We start from the raw sequence: 21,071 nt of genomic DNA on the forward strand, positions 1-21,071 counted from the left end.
CATTTCTATCTGGGGCTTACACAATGCAAGTTCGATAATAATGATTATGTTAAATTGACGGTGTGAACAGGGTTTGGGGCGTCGATCGGCATAGCCTCACATGCCCTCGCGGCATCTCCCGCTTCGATGCCCTATCCTCGAAAAGCATTTGAACTGAGCAACCTTATCCCCAAGCTTGCGAAGCGAGCGTTGCATCCATTCGCGGCCACCCGGACCTTTTAGCCTCATCGCGGTAGCCCTCTGTGTGGCGCGAATCCTGGCCATCCAAATGATCCAAACCGCGAAGCGCCACCCAAAATTGGTCTGGTTTTCGCGTGGCTTGGCGTTGGCTGCAACCGACGGGTTTCTTCCACCAGGCCACTGGATTGCCATTCGAGCCTGCGCTAACAATGCGCGCATGGAGTATGCACGACAGATTTTTCTCGTCCAGTTCCGCGCACAGGAGCGTTGTGATTCCACTTCAGACCGTTAGATGCGTGGAGTATGGCCCCCCCCAGCTTCCTTTGCCAACGCGAAAACGGTCGGTTGGCCGACTGGCAAGGCCACAGACCTCGAGTCGGGAAACAAGGGCAATGAACCGCGGCATTATGCGGCAGACCATGAGGTCAGGCAGTTGACTTATGCGTGAAGTCGATCCCTTTGCCTATTATGCGCACCATGCGAGCGCCATTGGAGGGTTTGGTGGCGGAGAACTGTCGCCGAACCCGCTATATTGTCTGCACACGTACTATATGGACATGCAGGCAGGGCCAGCGAAGTTCGAAGTCCAAATGCACAATGTCCGTGCCTCGTTTGGCGAGCTGATGTTGTGCGTCCATGCCCAGCGCCGCGATTCTGACGAAAATGCCAGCCTGGTTGCTGGCAGCAGGGTCGACGTTGTGACTGACAAGCCCTCGGATTTGCATGCTACGATTGCATTTTTTGCGTTACGCAACGTTCAATATGCACTCTACGGCTATTTTGACCAAGGTTCCGACATGCGCGCCGATGGCGTCAAGGTCGTCTTGCATGAATCCGATGGGGAAGCGGGCGACTACATCGAACCACCGCGTTCGATTCTGGCATCTCAGCAGATGAAACGTGAAGTTCGTCCGGCCAACGCGCTTATCCATGTCGTGCCCCCGCGCCTGACCGCGCCTGTGTCGCAGGATTTCACCCGGATCCAGCAACGTGAACTCAAAGCGAGCGGGCATGGCGAAAGCGCTGACGAATGGGCCGAAGCATTGGCGTTGAACGCGCTGAAAGCATTTGGCGTGACTGTTCCTGCGCTCGAAGGTGTGGTCGTTGGGCCCTGCTCGCAACAGTTTTGCACAGCATTGACCGACGCGCGATTTTCCATAGTGGAGGTTCCTGCGGAACCAGTTCCACCGCCCGATTTCGGCTTGTTCGGCGATTTTATGGTCTGGCCGCAAGGGCTTGGGGAAATTGACGACGCCGCGCAACGGTGGGAGACGGTGAAAGGCTGGTTCGCCCGACTGAAGATCGGCGGCTTGGGTATGATAACTTGCCGCTATCGTCCAAACGAGATTCCGAGCGCCAGCAACACTGCCGCGCGCAACATCAACCAGAACGAGATCGGCCGGTGGGCTTTGCGATTGATCGGCGACGGATATTCCGTGGCACCGCTGGCATTCTCCGCTGCGGATGATCTTGTGCTTGACGCGGATGGCCTTGCCCGCTTTGCGCTGATTGCGAAACGGATATGATACGGTGCGATGGGGTTTGATCAGATGAGTGGTGCCCATGCCCAGCAATCCGGCGGTTCGGTGTTCCTGCGCGGCCTGGCCACGCAGGCCGCCGTGATCAAGGCGATGTCTTTGCGCGAATTGCAACAGCGCTTTGGCCGGGATAACATCGGCTATCTCTGGGTCGTGGCTGAACCGATGATGCTCGCATCGGTCATCACCCTGCTGCACGCGGCGGTCAGCAAGAGCGGCAGTGGCGAAAGCAGCCCGTTTACCTTCATGTTGACCGGCTACAGTATCTACATCATCTTTCGCAACTCCTTCAATCGTGCGGAAAGTTCGCTGCACCAGTCGGACAATCTGTTCTATCACGGCATGATCACCCCGTTTGATATCGTGGCATGCAAGTCACTGGTTGAAACGATTGGCTGCGTATCCGCGCTGGTGGTTCTGCAAACGGTGGGAATCATGCTGGGGGTATCGGAACTGCCGTTCCGCCCGCTCTATCTGATGGGGGCCGTTTCGCTGTTCGCCTGGATGGCCTTTGCCATGTCGATGATCGTGGCCGCTTATGGCTATCTCTATCCATTGGTTGGGCGATTGGCGCATCCGTTTGCCTATTTTGCGCTCCCGGTCAGCGGGGCATTCGTGTCCATGAGCATCCTGCCTATGTGGACTCACCATTTCCTGTCATGGAATCCGATGGTTTCGATCTTTGAAATGGCACGATACGGCCAGTTCAAGAATGCATCGACGAAATATTTTTTCATTGCTTATGTCGTCAAGATCAATGTCGTCCTGACGTATTGGGGGCTGCTCGAAATCCGTCGCATCCGGACGCGTATTCACGTCTCATAAATTTTCAAGTAACAGGAATATTGACCAAGGTGAGCGGCGTTCTTCTTCCCAACTCGACCCGGCCAGAGGCTGGACTCCATGGTGGCCTGTGGTCGAGGGCCAAGGCCTTTGCATGGTCCAGCCGGGCATTCTTGACGCTGGTCATTGCGCCAACGTTGGTCTTCGCCATCTATTTGGGACTGTTTGCATCGAATCAGTATGAAAGCAGTGCTGACTTTGTGGTGCGCCGCGCCGATGCGGCCAAGTCGCCCGTCGATGTTGGCCAATTGCTTGGATTTTCCCTGGGCTCGGACGGAAGCGAGGGCGATGCGTCAATCGTCCAGGCCTATTTGCTGTCGCACGATGCGGTGGCGCGCTTGCGATCGGAAAACGATCTTGTCGGTGTTTTCACCCGGGATGGCACTGACTGGTTAAGCCGACTGTGGTTTGCATCGCCCACACCCGAGCGTCTGCTAACGTATTATCGCAAGATGGTCACCGTGCGGGCCGACGAAGAGACAGGGATCACCCACCTTACGGTGCATGCATTTCGGCCTGCCGATGCCCAAACGCTCGCTACAAAACTGCTGGTAATGGGTGAACAGCAAGTCAATGCGATCAATCAGCGGACCTCGCTCGATCAAATCGCGAGCGCGCAGCGGGCGTACGACGAGGCCAGTCACGAGTTGAATACCATCGAGGCGGAATTGACTGCCTATCGCCAGATTCACAAGGACGTGGATCCCGCCGATACGGGCAAGGCGCAAGTGACAATGGTTGCCGGCCTCACGCCAAATTTGGTTGCGGCGCGCGCGCGGCTCAACGCGATGCACGGCGTGATTAGCGAATCCAGCCCCCAATATAGGGCGATGGAGCGTCAAGTCAGGACGTTGGAAGCGCAAGTCAACGGCCAATCCGCCAAAATTGTCGGCGATGACCACTCGATCGCAAATCGCCTGGGCGACTACGACAAGCTTGTGATCAGGCGGCAGGAAGTGGCGCAAGTCTACGCTGTTGCAGCGGGGCAATTAACCCAGGCCAAGGAAGAGGCCAAGCGCAAAAAGCTCTATCTTATCCGCGTGGTCGAACCCAACTTACCGGTAAAATCGGAATTCCCACAACGCGGCCAACTGATCCTTACCCTGTTTGGCGCGCTCGTTTTTGCCTATGCTATTGGCTGGTTGCTGTTGGCTGGGGTGAAGGAACACGGGCTGTAAGACTGCCCGGCCAGATCGGCCCATGGTGCCTCAGCCGTGAGGGCACCATGGGCGGCCGGTGGCCACAACTCTTAGAGGATCTATGCAGAACGCGGCCTTGTCATCAAAAATGCCGGCGGTCAGCGTTGTGATTTCGACGCTCAATCGCGCCCGATTGCTTGAAAAGACTCTAACCTCGCTTGAATTTCAGAACTACGGAAATTTCGAGGTCGTGGTCGTCAACGGCCCTTCTGGCGACGACACCGATGCGGTTTGCCAAAAATATCGCGGTGAGCTGGTCTATGACGTCATCGACGAGGCCAACCTTTCGAAATCACGAAACAAGGGGATCAACGCATCGTCGGGCGAACTGGTTTTGTTTCTCGACGATGACGCCTTTGCCGAGCCGGACTGGATCGCCAACGTGGTTTCCGGATATGACAGTCCGGACATTGGGGGCGTGGGGACACGCGTGCATGATCACACCGGTTTCCGTTGGCAGACCAATCCCTTTCTGATCGACAAGTTCTATTCGCCGAATTTCCATCGCGAACCGCCGCTATGGGCGTTCGAATATGCTGACTCCGACACGATCCCGCATATTTTGGGCGCATCGAGTTCCTTTACCCGAGAGGCCCTGGCCAGAATTGGTGGCTTTGACGAAGAGATCGAGTATTTTCTCGATGAGTCAGAAATGTGCCGCCGTGTGGTGGAGCAAGGCTACAAGATCCGCTTCATCAATGCCGGGGCCAGCGTTCACCACCAGTTCGCCGCCGGCGTTACGCGCGATGAACGCCGACTGCTGACCCATCCCTATCCGGTGGTCAAAAACAAATATTACGTGTGCCTGTCTGATTGCCAGCGCAAAGGCGGCAACTGGGCGGAATATATGAACGCCTGTGACACCTGGCGCGCAGGCCTTGTCAGCGAAGCCAAATCGCACTTGGCCGACGGCAAGATCACCCGCAAGGAATACGATTCCTTCGTGTCCGATCTTGAGCGGGGGGCACATGACGGACAGGTGCGCGCGGCAACGCAGGCGCGCAAATCGATCGTTGTGCGCCCGGCACACCATGCCAGTCCCGTCGTCTTCCCCACCAGATCGCCCAAGGACGGGCGCAAGACATTCTGCTTCATCTCGCGCTATATTCCCCGCCACGCGCCCAATGGCATTTCCCGCTATATCTGGGACCTGGCGACAGGTTTTGCGCAGCGCGGGCACGAAACGCACCTGATCACCCTGACCGACGGGCCTTCGGCCATCGAATTTGCCGACGGTCTGTGGATACGCCATCTTTCGCGCGGCGAACTGGTTTCACCCGGCTCCAACCCGCATCTTGGCGATGCCGCCTCGCCGCTGCTGTCGTCTGCGGCGCGCATGAACACCGCCTGGGCAAAGGCCGCGCATGGTGAGGTGTTGCGGCTGCGGCAGGATCGCTACATCGATCAGGTCATCGCCCCGGTGTGGGATCAGGAAGGCCTCTATTGCGCGCTCGACCGGCGGCTCGACACGGTGATTTCGATGAACACCACGTTTCACCGCTATGCCACGATCGAAACGGATCGGATCGACCGCAGCACCCAGCGCGAATTGGCAGCGCTGGAGCAGGCCTATATTCGCAACGCGGGGTATTTCCTTTCCAATTCGGCATCTTCCACGGCGCATCTGCGCCACGACTTTCCGCTCGACGCGGCTGCCAGGATTGTCGAGGTGCCGCACGGCGTTACCGATATCGATCCCGCGATTCGGCAGAACATCGCGCATCGGCGCAGCCAGTCGGGCGATCCGGTCAGGGTGCTCTATGTCAGCAGGCTTGAACGGCGCAAGGGCACCGATATTTTCCTGGCGGTCGCCGCGCAGGTGCTGAAACAACACCCCGATGTCATTTTTGAAATGGCCGGCCGCGATTCCTATCAGGACGGCGACGCGCAAGGCTATGATGCCATCCTGTCCGACCTCGCCCGCGATTTCGGCACCCGCTTTGTGCGGCATGGCGAAGTGACCGACGCGATGCTGGCTGATCTGTACCGGCGTGCGGACATATTTTTCGTCCCCTCGCGCTATGAATCTTTCGGCATCATTTTCGTGGAAGCGATGCGCTATGGCCTGCCGGTGGTCACGCTCGATGTGGGTGGCGCGCGCGATATTGTCGAACATGGCGTGACCGGGCTGCTGGCCCATGGCGAAGAGACCCAACCGTTGGCCGATCTTCTGGGAGACCTTGTCACCGACCGGCCCCGCCGCCACCGCATGGGACTGGCGGGACGCGACCGCTATGAACGCCGGTTTGAAAATGACGTGGTTATCGATGCAACCCTCGAAGCGCTGAAGTTTGCCGATGCCCCTGCATAATTACACCCCGCGCATATCGTTCATAACCGGGATCGTGAACCCCGGAGACGCCATCAGCGAAACGCTGTTGGCCGATGTCGCCGCGATCGACCGGCTGCGCAGACAACAGCGCCGCAATCTCGACGTGCAGATCTTCTGCATGGAATCCTGGTGTGAAGACACCCGCATTCATGTCACGCGCGATTGGCGCAATGTTCTGGCCGACGAACACTTCAGAACGTCGGACGTCTATTGTTTTCACTTCGGTATCTACAGCGACATGCACCACCTGATGCATCACGTGCGCCGCGATGCCAAAGTCGTGGTGTTTTTCCACAACATTACCCAACCGCAATATTGCGCAGCCACCGATGAAGCGCTGATTCACGCCTCGTACCGGCAGATCCGGAATTTCCGCACGGCCGATCTCGTGCTCACCGCGTCCGCGTTTTCGGCACGGCAACTGGCCGGATACGATCTGGACAGGCCCGTGACAGTGGTTCCCCTGTTCGGCCCCAACGCGCCCGATGCGCCGGTGGAGGCCCCGCACCCGATCGATACCGACAGGCCCTTGCACCTGCTCTATTGTGGCAGGTTCGTGTCGAGCAAAGGCGTGGCAACGCTGATTGACGCGCTCAACGCGCTAGGCACATCCCTGCCCCACCCGATCGAACTCACCCTGGCCGGGCAGACGCAGTATTCCGATGCCGACTATATCGACACGCTGCGGATCGAGGCCGCGCGCCTGCCCGCCACGACCACGGTGCGGTTTGCGTTTGATCTGGAACCGGATGCGATCCGTCCGCTGTTTGCCCAGGCCGACGCGTTCGTGCTGCCATCGCTGCATGAAGGGTTTGGCATGACCGTGACCGAGGCCCTGATCGCCGGAACCCCGGTGGTCTGCTCCGATGCGGGTGCCCTGCCAGAGGTTGCGGGGGGATTTGCGCTGACGTTTCCTGCCGGCGATGCCGCCGAACTAGCCCGCGTGTTGCAAGACTTTGTGGTGTCACACGGCACCGGCATGATTGCGTGCGACCGCGGGGTGTTCCCCCCAGAGGATTGGCACGTAATGGCCACCGACCACGCCCGGACCTATACGCGTGAAAGCTATGTCAACCGCATGGTCGAACACTTCGACACGCTGTTGCAACCGACGGCAAGCTGGGACGAGACGATGAGGCAAGCCTTGGCCGATGCGCAAACTTATGTGCCGGGTGCGACGATGGCGCATCGGTTCGACCAGGCAGTGCTTGGCGCGGTGGTCGGCCAGGCCGCCCAGGCGCACGCTGACCAACGGCGCACAAGGCGCCAGCCAGTGGTCCCCGTCCCCTCCCCTGACCGATCGTTTGCCCAAAGCACAGCCGGCGCCAGTACCCACCATGCGGTCGATACATTGTGCGTCGATCTGCAGATCGAGGATCGTAGGACGCCCTTGCGCTGGCTTGGCCCGGCACATGGCCGATTGCGGCGGGCGCTTCGCTTTGCGCGTGAACTGGCGAGCAAACGCGCCTACGTCTTCGGGCCGGCACGCGGTCCGATCGCAAAGGGCAATGCTGCGAGAAATTGCCGGAACTGGCCGGAAGCCATCACGCACTATACCAAAGCGCTGGACATTAATCCCAAGCTGGGCGGCATCTGGGTGCAACTGGGGCATGCATACAAGGAAGCGGGTGCATTTTCGGACGCCGAGGCCGCTTACGGGCGCGCCACGCACTTGATGCCATTCAATTCTGACCTCTATCTCCAGATCGGCCATCTCAACAAACTGCGCGGTGATCTGGATCAGACGACCCACTGTTATCGCCGGTCGTTGGTTTACGACAAATCCAACGTTCATGCCAAACGCGAGCTCGAAAATCTCGGTCTTTCGGAGGACGTTGTCAGGATACAATTGTTTCACGGGTGAACAAAAACGGCATGATTGACCTGCAATTTGTGGTGAAGCGGCCGCCAGATGCATATGCCCGATCGCTCGCATCGAACCAGGCCAGCCAACCGTCGTGCACGGGGGGCGCGCTGGCGAGTTTCGTGTGACGATGAGCGACAGGAAATCTAGCAGCAATTTCCAGGGAAGATTGTTGGCCTCTGCCGAGGCTATCTACGCCAATGAGGGCAGGAGTCTTTGATGAAACGACTTGTGATTGATCTTGACGGCACGCTGACCGTCGATGATCCGGGAACGTCTTATGACCAAAAAGCACCGGACATGGCGGTAGTGGCGCGGTTGAAAGAATATCATGACGACGGCTTTGAAATAATTATTCAGACAGCGCGTAACATGCGTACATATAACAATTCGGTAGGAAAAATAACCGCGCATACCCTGCCCGTTGTGATTGAATGGCTGAACCGGCACGGAATTCCTTATGATGAAATCCATATCGGGAAGCCATGGTGTGGCACTGAGGGTTTCTATGTTGATGATCGCGCTATTCGGCCTAGCGAATTTGTGTCCATGAGTCGCCAGCAGATTGCTGTTCTGCTTGGCGAAGGTGATGCCCAATGACGGTGAACGATCTCAAGGCGACGCCGCCAGAAGGCGCCGCAATCTGGCTGATCATGTCTGGCACTTATGTGGGCCAGGAATTGGCGTTTGAACTGGGGCAGTTGCCACCAGCGATGATACCGGTCGGAAACAAACGCCTTTATGAAATGCAACTCGATACGATCGGCCCAAATGACCGCGTGTATATGGCGCTGCCCGCCCAATATACGCCGCCGATCGAGGACTTGCGCCGCCTGAGCGAGCGTGGCGTTCAGATTGTGCCGATGCCCGAAGGGCTGACGCTTGGTACGGCAGTGGTCTATGCATTCAATTATATTGGTGCAGGCAACACACCTGCGCGTATTCTGCATGGCGATACACTTATTCGCGATCTGCCTGCCGGCGAAGATGTGATTGCGGTTGCCATCAGCAACGATGACTACCAATGGGCTGATGTCACGGTGGCCGACAACATTGTCAAATCCATCAAGACCGGACCGGCTGCCACCAACGGCGCAGACCGTCTGGTGGCATGCGGTTATTTCGCTTGCTCATCCTGCTCGACGCTTCTGCGCTCGATCATTTTCGCTAAAGGCCGCTTCATCGCTGGTTTGCAAGAGTATGCCAACCAACGCCCATTGACAGCCTCGACTGTGGAGGAATGGCTGGATTTTGGCCACATCCAAACTTTTTTCCAGTCCCGGCGCAGCGTCTCGACAGCGCGCGCCTTCAACGAAGTGCAGCTTGGCCAATACACGGTACGCAAGTCGAGTCTATCCAATGCCCAAAAGATCAGGGCTGAAACGCATTGGTTGTCCAACGCGCCAGCAGTAACAAAGCCGTTCTGTAGCCGCGTGATCGACAGTGGAGAGGGGCCGGAAGGGCCATATTACGAAACCGAATATGAATACATGCTGACGCTGTCGGAACTTTACCTGTTTGGCAATATCAGCCGGTCGGGATGGACACGAATAGTCAGTGCCTGTAGTGATTTTCTCGAAGCGCTTGCCTCCGTTGAAGGCGGCGAGACCGGTCATGCCGATCTTCGCCAATTGACCAACAACATGTATGGTCGGCTTGAGCGCTTCGCTACAGAAACTGGTTTTGACATAACTACGCCAAACCATCTCGATGGAAAACCTCTGCCCTCGCTGATGCAGATTGCGGAGCAGGTTCAAGCGCGCATAAATCTGGATGAGCCACGCAAGCAAAAAGTCATGCATGGTGACTTTTGCTTCAGCAATATTTTTTATAATACGCGCGCAAGGCGTGTACGCGTCATCGATCCTCGTGGATATGTCCGAGAAGGAGACTTTACTCATTTTGGCGATACGCGTTATGATATGGCAAAGCTCGCACATTCGGCGATCGGTTACTATGATCTAATCATTGGTGGCCGTTATCGTTGTGACCGACTTGGTGCGAATGCGTTTTCGCTCGATTTTGAAAGCACAGAAATTCGCACCTGGATCGCAGATGTATTTGGCGGCATTTGCATCGATGGCCAATACCTTTGTAGTGAAGAAGTCAACGCGATTATGACTGGGTTGTTTTTATCCATGCTGCCTTTGCATGCTGATCGCCCAGACCGTCAGCAAGCGTTTATTGCCAATGCCCTACGCTTGTTCAAGGAGCGTTCCTGAGATGATTATCATTCCAATGGCAGGCCTCTCGCGCCGGTTTGCTGAAGCTGGCTACACTTTGCCCAAGTACATGCTGCCACTCGACGGCGGAACCGTGTTCGATTCGGCACTCAAGAGTTTTTCGAAGTATTTTACTGACCAGACATTTGTCCTGGCCGTGCGTGACGTGATGGGCACGCGGGATTTTGTGACCGAGCGGTGCCGTGCGTTGGGTATTGCCGATTTTCATGTCGTAACGCTCGATGCACCAACCGATGGACAGGCTGAAACCGTCAGCCTTGCCATTGACGGTGCAGATATTGGAGACGATGCGGCGCTGACGATCTTTAACATCGACACGTTCAGGCCAGGATTTTCCTTTCCCACAGATTCGTGGATGGATGGCGCAGCGGGCTATCTCGAAGTGTTTCGCGGAAGCGGAGACAACTGGTCGTATGTTCGCCCAGCAGAAGGAGCCGGCAATTTGGCACTGGAGGTGGCAGAAAAACGACCGATTTCGGACTTGTGCTGCACCGGACTTTATCACTTTGCGCGGGCCGGAGATTTCCGCGTGGCCCTGCAGCGCGAACGTATGGCGCCGTCGTCAAAGGAGCTATTTGTTGCGCCATTGTACAATCATATCATTGCCGATGGTGGAAAAATCCATTTCCATGAAATTGCACGTTCCGAAGTCGTATTTTGCGGCGTGCCCAGCGAATATGAAGCGTTGATTTCCTGATACGATTTTGCACAGAGATTGATAATATGACCTCGCTTCATCAAGCCCCTCGTCATCGATATTCTGACGAACTCTTTTCGAATGACAGTCGATCTCGATTGAGCGTGGTCATGCAGGGCGGCGTCAGTCAGGATACACTGTCGATGGTGGCCATCCATTGCAGGCATTGGCGGGACATTTTTCCCGATGCAGAGATCATTTTGTCCATATCTACCCCGGATGTCATCAGGGGTACGCATGCCGACGGTTCGACAGATGACCTCACCCTCGCCGGGCCTGTAAGAGATCGTAATCTTGCAAAGATCGCTCTTGCGCTCATCAAAACGTCTTGCGACAAAGTTGTCCAAGCCCAAGGCGCGTTGCCGCTGCCTCCGATCAAAACGGACTCTCCTGGCCCCAACAATGGCAATTTACAGATATCTGCTGCGCAGGCCGGGCTTGCTGCTGCAACCGGCACCCATATTCTGCGCACGCGCGCCGACTTGATATTTGCGGACGACAGCTTCATTGGCCAGTGGATTGATGGTAACGGCCTTCAACGTGGCGACCATCAATTGTTGCGCAAGCGGGTTTTGATCTCTTACCTGTATACGCTCAATCCCTATACATTTGAACGGATGCCATACCACTACAGCGACTGGTTCCATTTTGGGTTGGCTGAGGACGTTCGCGCCCTTTGGGACGTGCCGTTCGTCACTCTCGCGGATGCAACTTTCTATAAGACGCACCCGTATGCCGAATATTCCAACCATCAAGAGCGCTTGGTTTTAACCAAGAGAGCAGTAGAGCAGCATATTACCTTTAATGCACTCGTAAAACTTAATAGTGAGGTGTCACTGGATTATCATAACGACCTATCGCAGCGAAAAAAATCTATAGATGTTCTTTGTGATAATTTCATCGTTTGCGATTTGATCAAAGCAAAGTGCATATTTGATAAATATGCTATGGATTTTGAAAATCCGGCGAAGCGACTGCACTGCATCCCGCCAGAAGATTGGCGAACCTTGACGCTGTCCGCGCCGGCTGAGCGTGAAGCATTCTTGCTTGAGAAGGGGCGAATTGCGCGCGAACCGGTGTTGGCGCCCTTCCCCCGGCATTATCCGGGAATTGCGTTAAGAACAAAGATTGGGAGGGTCGAGCGCGGAACAATCATTGCCCATGGCAAGTCCGGTATTTTGGTCCATGGGCCCTACGATATTCTTCCGCGCGGTAGTTATACCGCTATCGTCGAAATTATCCGGATCGAAGGCCATGGATTGATCAATATTCACTTGACGCTTGAAGAAGGCGCGCGAAAGCTAGCTTCACGTCAAGTATTTGTAAAAGATTGTGAAGGTTGCAATATCGAAATCGACTTTGACGTTCAGGTTGAATCTGGCAAGCAATTTGAAGTTGTTGTCGATGTTCCTGCCTTCCAATTTGCAGAAATCAAAGACGTTACGGTTGTTAAGCGAGAGGAGCGCGCTGCACCCAAGTCCAGCATGCTCCTATCGCCCGCAATGCCGCCACTGAAGACGATCGTGGGGCAAAAGTGTGAACTCGGTCTTGCGACATCAGGTCGGGCAGGACATCTTTTATTCGGCCCCTATATTGCGTTGGATGCAGGTCGTTACATCCTGCGCGTTAACTTGCCCAAAGTCGTATCATCGGGGAAAGCCTATCTGGAGGTTGTGGGCAGCAAGAATCGTCGCTGCGCTCCAAAATATTTCATCACAAGACAAGACTGTCAGAATGGATTTTTTGAAGTCCCATTCCTGTTGAAAGCAATGACTGAAGCTGTCGAGTTCCGGATACAGGCGGATGCGAGCGCCGATTTCGTGATCGGAGCCATAGAGTTGCGGCAATACTGACGCGAACGACTACATCCCGCCGGGTCTGAAGTGGCGGAACGCCAGTGCGGCGGTGGCGATGATGGCTGCCCAGACCAGTGCCATCCAGGCCAGCGCGATCCAGTTTGCGCGGGGCATGCGAAATCCGCGTGTCATGCCGGTGCCGATTACCACGGTCAGCGCCATCAGGATACCGAGCACGCGGACCCAGTCGTCGGTGGTCAGGCCGGTCATACCAGGCGTTCCAAACCATCGTAGCCGGGCTCGATGTGCGATGGCAGTTCTTCGCACAGGGCGTGGTAATCCATCGACTTGTCGAGATGGGTCAGGATGGCGCGGCCGGCGCGTGTGCGTTCGGCCAGGTCGAGTGCCATCGCCAGATGCGCGTGCGTGGGGTGCGGGTTGCGGCGCAGTGCATCGACCACCAGCACGTCGACCCGATAGAACAGTTCGACCATCGGTTCGGTAATTTCGCTGAAGTCTGTTGCGTAACCGATTGATTTGCCGCCCTGTTCAAAGCGATAGGCGGTCGATTGCGCGGGGCCGTGGGGCATTTCGCAGTGGCTGACGCCGATGCCCGCAACAATTCGCACGCGATCCAGATTGTCGATGTTGCAGATCGTAGGATAGCCATGTTGCCCGGCAAACACATAGCCAAAGCGCATGCGCAGGCGGCGCACCGTTTCATCGGCGGCATAGGCCGGCAGTGGCGCGGCGCGGCCCATCCGTAGGGCGCGCAGATCGTCGATGCCATGGGTATGGTCGGCGTGATCGTGTGTCCACAGCACGGCATCGATGCGGCCGATGTTGGTGGCCAGCAACTGTGTGCGCAGATCGGGCGGCGTATCCACCAGCAGTCGCGCGCCGTCGTCGCCCTCCACCACGATCGCCACGCGGGTGCGGCGGTTGCGCGGTTCGGCCGGGTCGCATTCCCCCCAGTCGTTGCCGATGCGCGGCACACCGGTCGATGTGCCCGATCCGAGCATGATCAGCTTCACAGACCGGCTTTCGCAAACAACGCGCGGAAATTGGCACCGGTGGTTTCGGCCAGGTCCGCGCTGGTCACCCCGCGCAAATCTGCCACATGGGCCAGCGTGTCGGCCACAAAAGCGGGCTCACACGTCTTGCCTCGGTGGGGCACTGGCGCCAGAAACGGCGCATCGGTTTCGACCAGCAGACGATTCTCGGGTATTTCCGCAGCAAACGCCGCCAAGTCCCTGGCGCTTTTGAACGTGACAATGCCCGACAGCGAAATCGTCAGCCCCAGATCGAGCACCGCGCGGCCAAATTCGGGCGAGGCGGTGAAACAGTGGATCAGCGCGGGAAACGCCCCCTTCCCCATTTCATCGGCCAGGATCGTCAGTGTGTCGGCCTCTGCATCGCGAGTGTGGATGATCAGCGGCAGGCCGGTGTCGCGCGCCACGCCGATATGGGTGCGGAACAGCGCCTGCTGCACCTGGCGATCGGAATGATCATAGTAATAATCGAGCCCGGTTTCGCCGATCGCGATCACGCGCGGGTCCTGCGTCGCGGCATGGAGCACAGCCGCGCCCAGATCGGCATGTTCATCGGCCTCGTGCGGGTGAATGCCGACGCTGGCCCAGACATCGCTTTCGCGGTGGGCGGTGGCAATCACCGCGTCCCATTCGCTTTGCCGTGTCGAAATGTTGAGAAAGCCGCGCACGCCGCGCGCCCGCGCACGGCCGAGCATCGCCGCCTGCTGTTCGACCAGCCCTTTGTAATTGAGATGACAATGCGAATCGATCAGCATCAGGCAACCTCGGCATCGATTTCGATGCGCGGAAAGGCGGGTACCGGTGCGCCGAGCGGTTCGCCAGTGGCTACGCGGGCCATATACCAGTCCGCCTGTCCCAAATTGGCAATATGGCGCTGATCAACCGGAATTCCCAATTGATCGAGCACTTTGTGCGCGGTTGACGGTACCACCGGGGCAATCGCGATGGTCAGGTCGCGGATCGCCATGAACAGCGTGTAGAGAACCGCGCGCATCCGTTCGGGATCGGTCTTGCGCAAGGCCCAGGGCGCCTGTTCGTCGACATAGGCGTTGCACGCAAACACCGCGCGCATCCACGCATCGATCCCGGCGGTAAAATTCAGCGCGGCAAATTCGCGCGGCAGATCGTCACGCGTGGCCGCCGCCACCGTGGCAAGCAGCGTATCATCGGCATCGGTGCTGGCAAACAGGCCCAGTTCGCCGCCGCAATTCTTGAAAATCATCGACAGCGTGCGCTGCACCAGATTGCCATAGCTGTTGGCAAGTTCGGCGTTGCAGCGCGTGGCGATCGCCTCGGGCGAATAGGATCCGTCCTGCCCGAATACCACTTCGCGCATCAGGAAATAGCGCAGCGGATCGACCCCGAACCGCGCCGCCAGATCGAGCGGATCGGTGACATTGCCCAGCGATTTGGATTCCTTTTGCCCGCGATTGAGCAGGAACCCGTGGCCGAACACCGATCTGGGCAGCGGCAGGCCCGAGCTCATCAGGAAGGCGGGCCAATAAACGGTGTGGAATCGCACGATATCCTTGCCGATCAGATGCAGATCGGCCGGCCAGAACCGCCGGAATTCCTCGGTATCGTCGGGCCAGCCCAGCCCGGTCAGATAATTGGTCAGTGCATCGACCCAGACATACATCACATGGGCATCGTCATCGCCATCGGCCGTGGGCACTTTGACGCCCCAGTCGAAACTGGTGCGCGAAACCGACAGATCGCGCAGGCCGCCCTCGACAAACCGCGCAATTTCGTTGCGGCGGGTTTCGGGCCGGATGAAATCAGGATTTTCCGCATAGTGCGCCAGCAGGCGATCAGCATAGTTCGACAGCCGGAAAAACCAGCTTTCCTCTACGGTCCATTCGACCGGAGTGCCTTGCGGCGACAACTTTGCCCCGCCCTCGCCCGCGACCAGTTCGCTTTCGTCGTAATAGGCTTCGTCGCGAACCGAATACCAGCCTTCGTAACGATCGAGATAGAGATCGCCATTGGCCTCCATGCGGCGCCACAATTCCTTGCTCGCGGTGTGGTGGCGCGGTTCGGACGTGCGGATGAACACATCATGTTCGATATGCAGTGCCGCGCACATATCTTTGAAATGCTGTGCCATTTCATCGGCAAGCTCGATCGGCGTCACGCCCAGTTCGCGCGCCTTTTGCGCCATTTTCAGGCCGTGTTCGTCAGTTCCGGTCTGCAGCCGCGCGTCACGGCCGATCGAGCGCATGAACCGCACGATCGTGTCGGCGGCAATCGCCTCATACGCATGCCCGATATGCGGGCGGCCATTGGGATAGGAAATTGCGGTGGTCAGGTAATAAGGTTCGCCCATCGGGACGGTCACTTCCTTATGGATAGGCTTTTAACGAGCGCCTTCCCTAGTATGCGCCACGCCCGCCAGCAAGGCACCGATTTCCAGCATCAGCAGCCCGGCATCATAGTTGTAGGTGGGCGCCTCGCGCGCCAGGTGCACCAGTGCGGTGTGTGCATCGGCCAGCGCGCCATGCGCCGGGTGCGTGCCCATCGCATCGACCAGCACCATGCGCGCGGCGGTCAGCGCCGCCATCTGCCGGTCCCGATCGGGGCGTTGGCCGATTGCGGCGGCCAGCGCGGCACGCAAGACCAGATCGGGATCGCCCTGCGCCACGATCTGGCGCATGATCTGCCATGCCCTGCCCAGATCCTGCGCGGCAAACGCCAGCGCCGCGCCGGGCGATCCGGCACCGACGGCAATCGCCGCCGCGCGGGTCAGCGCATCGCTGTCGGGCGCGTGGATATCCAGCGCGCGGTTCATGTCATCGGCATCGAGCGTGCGAAAGCGCAGCACCTGGCACCGCGAACGGATCGTCGGCAACAGCCGCCCCGGCTGGTGCACGACCAGCAGGAAAAACGTGCCTTCGGGTGGTTCTTCCAGGCTTTTGAGCAAGGCGTTGGCGGCGCCCTTTTCCAGCACATCGGCGGGATCGAGGATCACCGCGCGCCGCGATCCCAGCGTGGGCCGGGTCACCAGACGACGCTGCATCTCGCGCACCTGATCGACGCTGATGTTGCGCTTGGTGGCATAGGCGCGGCCATCGTCGCGCTTTTTGGCTTCGTCGTCGTTGGCGGGCAATTGTGCCAGCCACAGGATATCGGGATGATGCTCGATCGGCGGCTGATGCGTGCCCGGCTCGGCCACCAGTTCCAGCGCGGCGGCCTGCGCAAAGGCGGATTTGCCCAGGCCTTCGCGGCCGACCAGCATCCACGCATGGTGCATGCGCCGCCCCGCCCGCGCGGCATGCCATTCGCGCCACACCGCATCGTGGCCGATCCAATCGTTCATGCCCCGACCGCCGCCAGCACGCGCGCATGCACGGCGTCGGGCGAACCACCGGCCTCGACCACCGCAAACCGCGCAGGGTCGGCGGCGGCAATCCGGCGAAAGGCCATGGCCACGCGCGCGTGATAGGCAACATCGCGTCCACCAATCCGATCGCTGACGCCCCGGTCGCGCACAGCCAGGCGTTGCGCCACCTCGTCTGGATGGAGTTCGAGCAGAATGGTGCGATCGGGCAGCAACCCCCCGCTGCCGATGCGATGCAGGGTCAACAGATCGGTATCGTCCAGCCCGCTGCCACCGCCCTGATAGGCGCGGCTCGAATCGAGATACCGGTCGGTCAGCACCCATTCGCCGCGCGCCAGCGCCGGGCGGATCAGCCGGTCGACATGGTCGGCCCGCGCGGCGGCAAACAGCAGGGCCTCTGCGCGCGGGCCCCACCCCTCGCCCGCCGGATCGAGCAGCATCGCGCGGATCGCCTCTGCGCCAGGCGTGCCGCCGGGTTCGCGGGTGGTGACCACGCCGTGCCCGCGCGCCCGCAACGCGTCGGCCAGCAGCCGCACTTGCGTCGATTTGCCGACGCCCTCGCCGCCTTCCAGCGCGATGAACCTGCCCATGCTCATGGTTTTGCGGCCCGGGTGGTCAGCGCGGCAAAACCATCGCGCAGGCGATCGACCATCGTGCCCGCGCCCACTGCGGACGCGGCCACCAGCGGCAGATGTTCGATCGGTTGGCCGGGCGCGCGCACGATCAGGCTGGCGACCTCTTGCCCTTTGGCAATCGGTGCGGTCAACGGCGCCTTGTAGCGGATCGCCAGCGTATAACGCGGGGTTTCGCCATGCGGCACGGTGATGCCAAACCCGCGCGGCGCGATCAGCGCGACCGACCGCGCGGTCCCGCCCTGCACGTGCGCGGTGCCCACTGTGGCGCCGGCGGCGACGATCGGGCGGGTGTCCCACGCGGCAAAGCCCCATTCGGCAAAGCGGCGCGATTCGTCGGTGCGTTCCTTGGGCCGCGGATAGCCGCCCAGCACAAAGATGATGCGCCGTCCGTCGCGCGCGACCGAGCCGACAAAGCCATAGCCCGCTTCGCCGGTAAACCCGGTCTTTACCCCGTCGGCGCCTGGTGTGTGACCATAAAGCGGATTGTGATTGTTCTGCTGTATCCCGTTGAATTCAGCGCGTTCGTGGCCGTAGAAGCGATGGTAGAGATCGGGATGGCGGGTGATCAGCGCGGTGGCCAGCGTGGTCAGATCCGCGGCCGAAACATAGGTCTGGCCCTGATCCATCCAGCCATTGGGGGTGTGGTAATGCGTGTCATGCATGCCCAGTTCGCGCGCCTTGGCATTCATCATGTCGGTAAAGCCGGGTACCGATCCGGCGATCCCTTCGGCCAGCACGACGCAGCCGTCGTTGGCCGAAACGGTCACGATCCCTTCCAGCAGGTCGGCCACGGTGGTGCGGCTTTGATTGCCAAGGAACATGGTGCTGCCCACGCCATGCCACTGGCGAAAGGTTTCGGGCCGCATCTCGAATGTCTGGTTCAGCGACAGCTTGCCCTGTGCGATCAGTTCGAACGCGACATAGCTGGTCATGATCTTGGTCAGCGATGCGGGCACAAACCGGCGATGGGCATCGCGCGCAAACAGCACGCGGCCCGAATTGGCATCGACCATATAAGCGGTCGGCGCGCTGATCACGGGCATGGCGGCGGGATCGACCGGCGCGCCGTGGCCGCCGCGCGCCACGGCGGGACCGGCCATCAGGGCAAACGCCGCACAAGCGGGCAAAGTCAGGCTTTTCATCGACAAATGTGGCAATCTTCGGCTGACCCCCGACCGCAATCAGTCGTGGTGGAGGATGATCGCCCCGGCATAGCCCGAGTGCCTGGCCTTCGCCAGTGCGGCCTGTGCGGCTTCGTCGCTGGTCGCCACAATCCGTACACGCCACAGCTTTCCGGCTGCCTCGACTTTGCCACCCACTTCCTCGGCGGCCTTTTCGGCGTGTTCGCGGGATGAAAAGGCGGCGACTTGCACGACCAGGTGTTTCGCCTCCGCGTGGTGCGATTCGGCACGTGCTTCCACGGGTTTCGGCTTGGGCGGCGTTGGCGGGGCCGGTTTGGGGGCGGCAGGCTTTGCCACGACAGGCTTTGGCGTCGCCACCGCCGTCGGGGTGGGCACAGAAACCGGTGGCCTGGCCGGCACGGGATGCGGCGGGGCTGGGTTTGTCGCCGTCAGCATGGCGTGGGCGGCAGTCTGGCTGGCGCTGCCCGACAGCGTGGCCGATGGCGGCTCGTCGGGTGTGCGCGGCGCGGCCTGCACTAGCCTGCGGCGCAGCGCGGTACGCAGGCCTGGCGGAGTTTCCATGCGTTCGGGCGCGCGATTGCCCATCCGCAGGGCTGCGCGTTCGGGCTCGGGCGGATTGACCCGGCGCACGCGCACCGCCGCATCGGCCCCTGCCGGCAGGCCCAATTGCGCCCAGGCAGCGGGCGACAGTTCGATCAATTGCTTGCCATTCATCGGCCCGCGCCGGTCGAGCCGGACCAGAATGGTGTGTCCGCTGTCGAGCGAGGTGACCTCGACATAGCAGGGCAGCGGCAGCACATGGTGCGCGCCGCTGATCCCGCTGCCCTGGGTTCCGGCATGGGCATAACCGACCGCATCGTAGTTGAGCGTGTCGGCGGGCGTATAGGTCACCCCGCCGATCACATAGGGATCGCCGATGGTCACCGGATAGTCCGCCTCTGGACCATAGCCGGTACTGACAGGCGCCGCCGGGTGCCCGGCATGCGCCAGCGTCGGGGACAGGCCCAGCCCGACAAGCGCGACCACCAGGGCCGCCGTGCTAATGACTGATTTCATCGGCGAGCAATCCTACCGAAAGAGCATAGAAGTTCGAACAGTTGTAATCGAGGATGACTCGATAATTTCCGGTTAGCAGCCAGGCGCCGTGGCCGGGACCATCGGGTTCGAACAACGTGGCCTGCACGCGATCACCGGGCCAGGTGCCCCGGCTCGGCACGATCCCGGCGGCGCGCCATTCGGCCATCGTGCGCCAGCGCGAATGGCGGGCAAACACTTGCGGGCAGCGCGGCGAGACCAGCCGCGTGGCCAGCGCGGCCCGGTCGAAACCGGCAGGCACTGTTACCGACACGCCCCACGGTTCGCCGCGCCGCCAGCCGGCGTCGCGAAAATAATTGGCGATCGAGGCTAGCGTGTCCGCGCGGTCGGTCCAGATATCGGCCAGTCCGTCGCCGTCGGCATCCTGTGCCACACGCAAATAGACGCTGGGCAGGAATTGCGGATTGCCGAACGCCCCGGCCCAACTGCCGCGCAACCGCGATCGCGGCACGCCGCGATCGATCATTTTCAGCAAGGCGATGAATTCATCGGCAAACAGCGTGCGCCGCCGCCCTTCATAGGCAAGCGTGGCGATCGATCGCGGCAGATCATAGGTGCCGGTATAGCTGCCATAATTGGTTTCATGGCCCCAGATTGCCAACACGATCGGCCCCGGCACGCCATAGCGGCCCTCGATCTGCTCGATCAACGGCAGCGACGCACTATAGATCGCCCGCCCGCGCGCGATCCGCCCGGTATCGACATGGGTGCGGCGATAGGGTTCGAAACGCGGCGTCACGGTGGTCGAAACGCCCGGTTGACTGCGATCGTGCCACACCACGTCGGGATCATAGGTCAGCGTGTCGATCACCGCATGGATGGTCGCCTCGCGCACCCCTTCGGCCCGCGCGCGCGCCGCCAGCACTTGCAGAAAGGCGGCAAACCCCGCCTGGCCGTCCGGCGCGGTCAGCCCCGGCTGAACGACCGCCTGCGCGCCCGCCGACGTCGTGCCCGACACCATCGCCATCGCCAGCCCCAGCGTTTTCAATATTCCGCTCATCCGCCGACTTGTCGCACAGCGCATCGCGGCTGGGAATCCCCATTGTGCCCCGGTCGGCCTATCGCGATGGAAAAAGACCTTGCCTTCATCGCCCGCGCGGCTATCGACGGCGGCCTGC

General features: G+C 59.8%; 18 protein-coding genes. 9 read left to right on the plus strand and 9 right to left on the minus strand.

The genetic code is table 11. The features are described from left to right. Positions 1–620 precede the first annotated feature (620 nt). From AQZ49_RS01410 to AQZ49_RS21665, 9 genes are all read left to right on the plus strand, one after another. On the plus strand, positions 621–1,706 hold the full coding sequence (locus tag AQZ49_RS01410) for a hypothetical protein (RefSeq protein WP_067611720.1): 1,086 nt from the start codon (positions 621–623) through the stop codon (positions 1,704–1,706). A 9-nt stretch (positions 1,707–1,715) separates the two neighbouring features. Then, on the plus strand, positions 1,716–2,543 hold the full coding sequence (locus AQZ49_RS01415) for an ABC transporter permease (protein ID WP_197410874.1): 828 nt from the start codon (positions 1,716–1,718) through the stop codon (positions 2,541–2,543). A gap of 131 nt (positions 2,544–2,674) precedes the next feature. Continuing rightward, entirely contained in the window at positions 2,675–3,739 is a 1,065-nt protein-coding gene (locus AQZ49_RS01420) for a KpsE/RkpR family capsule polysaccharide export protein (RefSeq protein WP_231738586.1), read from the plus strand. Positions 3,740–3,836: 97 nt separating this feature from the next. Then, the gene (locus AQZ49_RS01425) at positions 3,837–6,071 is read left to right on the plus strand and encodes a glycosyltransferase (RefSeq protein ID WP_231738589.1); all 2,235 of its coding nucleotides are present in this window, start codon (positions 3,837–3,839) and stop codon (positions 6,069–6,071) included. A 34-nt stretch (positions 6,072–6,105) separates the two neighbouring features. Next, the gene (locus tag AQZ49_RS01430; RefSeq protein ID WP_197410875.1) at positions 6,106–7,956 is read left to right on the plus strand and encodes a glycosyltransferase; all 1,851 of its coding nucleotides are present in this window, start codon (positions 6,106–6,108) and stop codon (positions 7,954–7,956) included. Between the two features lie 219 nt (positions 7,957–8,175). Continuing rightward, positions 8,176–8,556 carry an HAD family hydrolase gene (locus tag AQZ49_RS21660; RefSeq protein WP_082701249.1) on the plus strand — a complete coding sequence of 127 codons (381 nt, stop codon included), beginning with the start codon at positions 8,176–8,178 and terminating at the stop codon, positions 8,554–8,556. Next, a complete protein-coding gene (locus tag AQZ49_RS01435; protein ID WP_067611729.1) occupies positions 8,553–10,178 on the plus strand; it encodes a hypothetical protein in 1,626 nt (541 codons plus the stop codon). The genes AQZ49_RS21660 and AQZ49_RS01435 overlap by 4 nt, the downstream gene beginning before the upstream one ends. A 1-nt stretch (position 10,179) precedes the next feature. Next, positions 10,180–10,896: a glycosyltransferase family 2 protein gene (locus tag AQZ49_RS01440; RefSeq protein ID WP_067611732.1), complete on the plus strand. Its 717-nt coding sequence runs from the start codon at positions 10,180–10,182 to the stop codon at positions 10,894–10,896. Positions 10,897–10,922: 26 nt separating this feature from the next. Continuing rightward, positions 10,923–12,749 (plus strand): WavE lipopolysaccharide synthesis family protein, encoded by a 1,827-nt coding sequence (locus AQZ49_RS21665; protein ID WP_082701250.1) that lies wholly within the window; start codon positions 10,923–10,925, stop codon positions 12,747–12,749. A gap of 9 nt (positions 12,750–12,758) precedes the next feature. Here the strand turns inward: AQZ49_RS21665 and AQZ49_RS01450 are convergent, their stop codons facing one another. The 9 genes from AQZ49_RS01450 to AQZ49_RS01490 are packed head-to-tail and all read right to left on the minus strand — an operon-like array spanning position 12,759 to position 20,953. After that, positions 12,759–12,962 (minus strand): hypothetical protein, encoded by a 204-nt coding sequence (locus tag AQZ49_RS01450; protein WP_067611738.1) that lies wholly within the window; start codon positions 12,960–12,962, stop codon positions 12,759–12,761. After that, positions 12,959–13,726, minus strand: coding sequence for an MBL fold metallo-hydrolase (locus tag AQZ49_RS01455; protein ID WP_067611741.1), 768 nt, complete (start codon positions 13,724–13,726; stop codon positions 12,959–12,961). The genes AQZ49_RS01450 and AQZ49_RS01455 overlap by 4 nt, the downstream gene beginning before the upstream one ends. Then, a complete protein-coding gene (locus AQZ49_RS01460; protein WP_067611744.1) occupies positions 13,723–14,499 on the minus strand; it encodes a TatD family hydrolase in 777 nt (258 codons plus the stop codon). Before AQZ49_RS01460 ends, AQZ49_RS01455 begins: the two co-directional genes overlap by 4 nt. After that, positions 14,499–16,070: a methionine--tRNA ligase gene (metG, locus tag AQZ49_RS01465; protein WP_067611747.1), complete on the minus strand. Its 1,572-nt coding sequence runs from the start codon at positions 16,068–16,070 to the stop codon at positions 14,499–14,501. The genes AQZ49_RS01460 and metG overlap by 1 nt, the downstream gene beginning before the upstream one ends. Before the next feature lie 30 nt (positions 16,071–16,100). Then, complete coding sequence (locus AQZ49_RS01470) at positions 16,101–17,060, minus strand: DNA polymerase III subunit delta' (protein WP_067611750.1); 960 nt, start codon at positions 17,058–17,060, stop codon at positions 16,101–16,103. Continuing rightward, complete coding sequence (gene tmk / locus AQZ49_RS01475) at positions 17,057–17,677, minus strand: dTMP kinase (protein WP_067611753.1); 621 nt, start codon at positions 17,675–17,677, stop codon at positions 17,057–17,059. The genes AQZ49_RS01470 and tmk overlap by 4 nt, the downstream gene beginning before the upstream one ends. After that, complete coding sequence (locus AQZ49_RS01480; RefSeq protein WP_082701251.1) at positions 17,674–18,858, minus strand: D-alanyl-D-alanine carboxypeptidase family protein; 1,185 nt, start codon at positions 18,856–18,858, stop codon at positions 17,674–17,676. Before AQZ49_RS01480 ends, tmk begins: the two co-directional genes overlap by 4 nt. A gap of 39 nt (positions 18,859–18,897) precedes the next feature. Next, positions 18,898–19,914: an SPOR domain-containing protein gene (locus tag AQZ49_RS01485; RefSeq protein WP_067611756.1), complete on the minus strand. Its 1,017-nt coding sequence runs from the start codon at positions 19,912–19,914 to the stop codon at positions 18,898–18,900. Continuing rightward, positions 19,898–20,953 carry a lytic murein transglycosylase gene (locus AQZ49_RS01490; RefSeq protein ID WP_067611759.1) on the minus strand — a complete coding sequence of 352 codons (1,056 nt, stop codon included), beginning with the start codon at positions 20,951–20,953 and terminating at the stop codon, positions 19,898–19,900. Before AQZ49_RS01490 ends, AQZ49_RS01485 begins: the two co-directional genes overlap by 17 nt. Between the last annotated feature and the right edge of the window lie 118 nt (positions 20,954–21,071).

The organism is Novosphingobium sp. FSW06-99 (assembly GCF_001519065.1).
In the GTDB taxonomy this organism is placed as follows: Bacteria; Pseudomonadota; Alphaproteobacteria; order Sphingomonadales; family Sphingomonadaceae; genus Novosphingobium.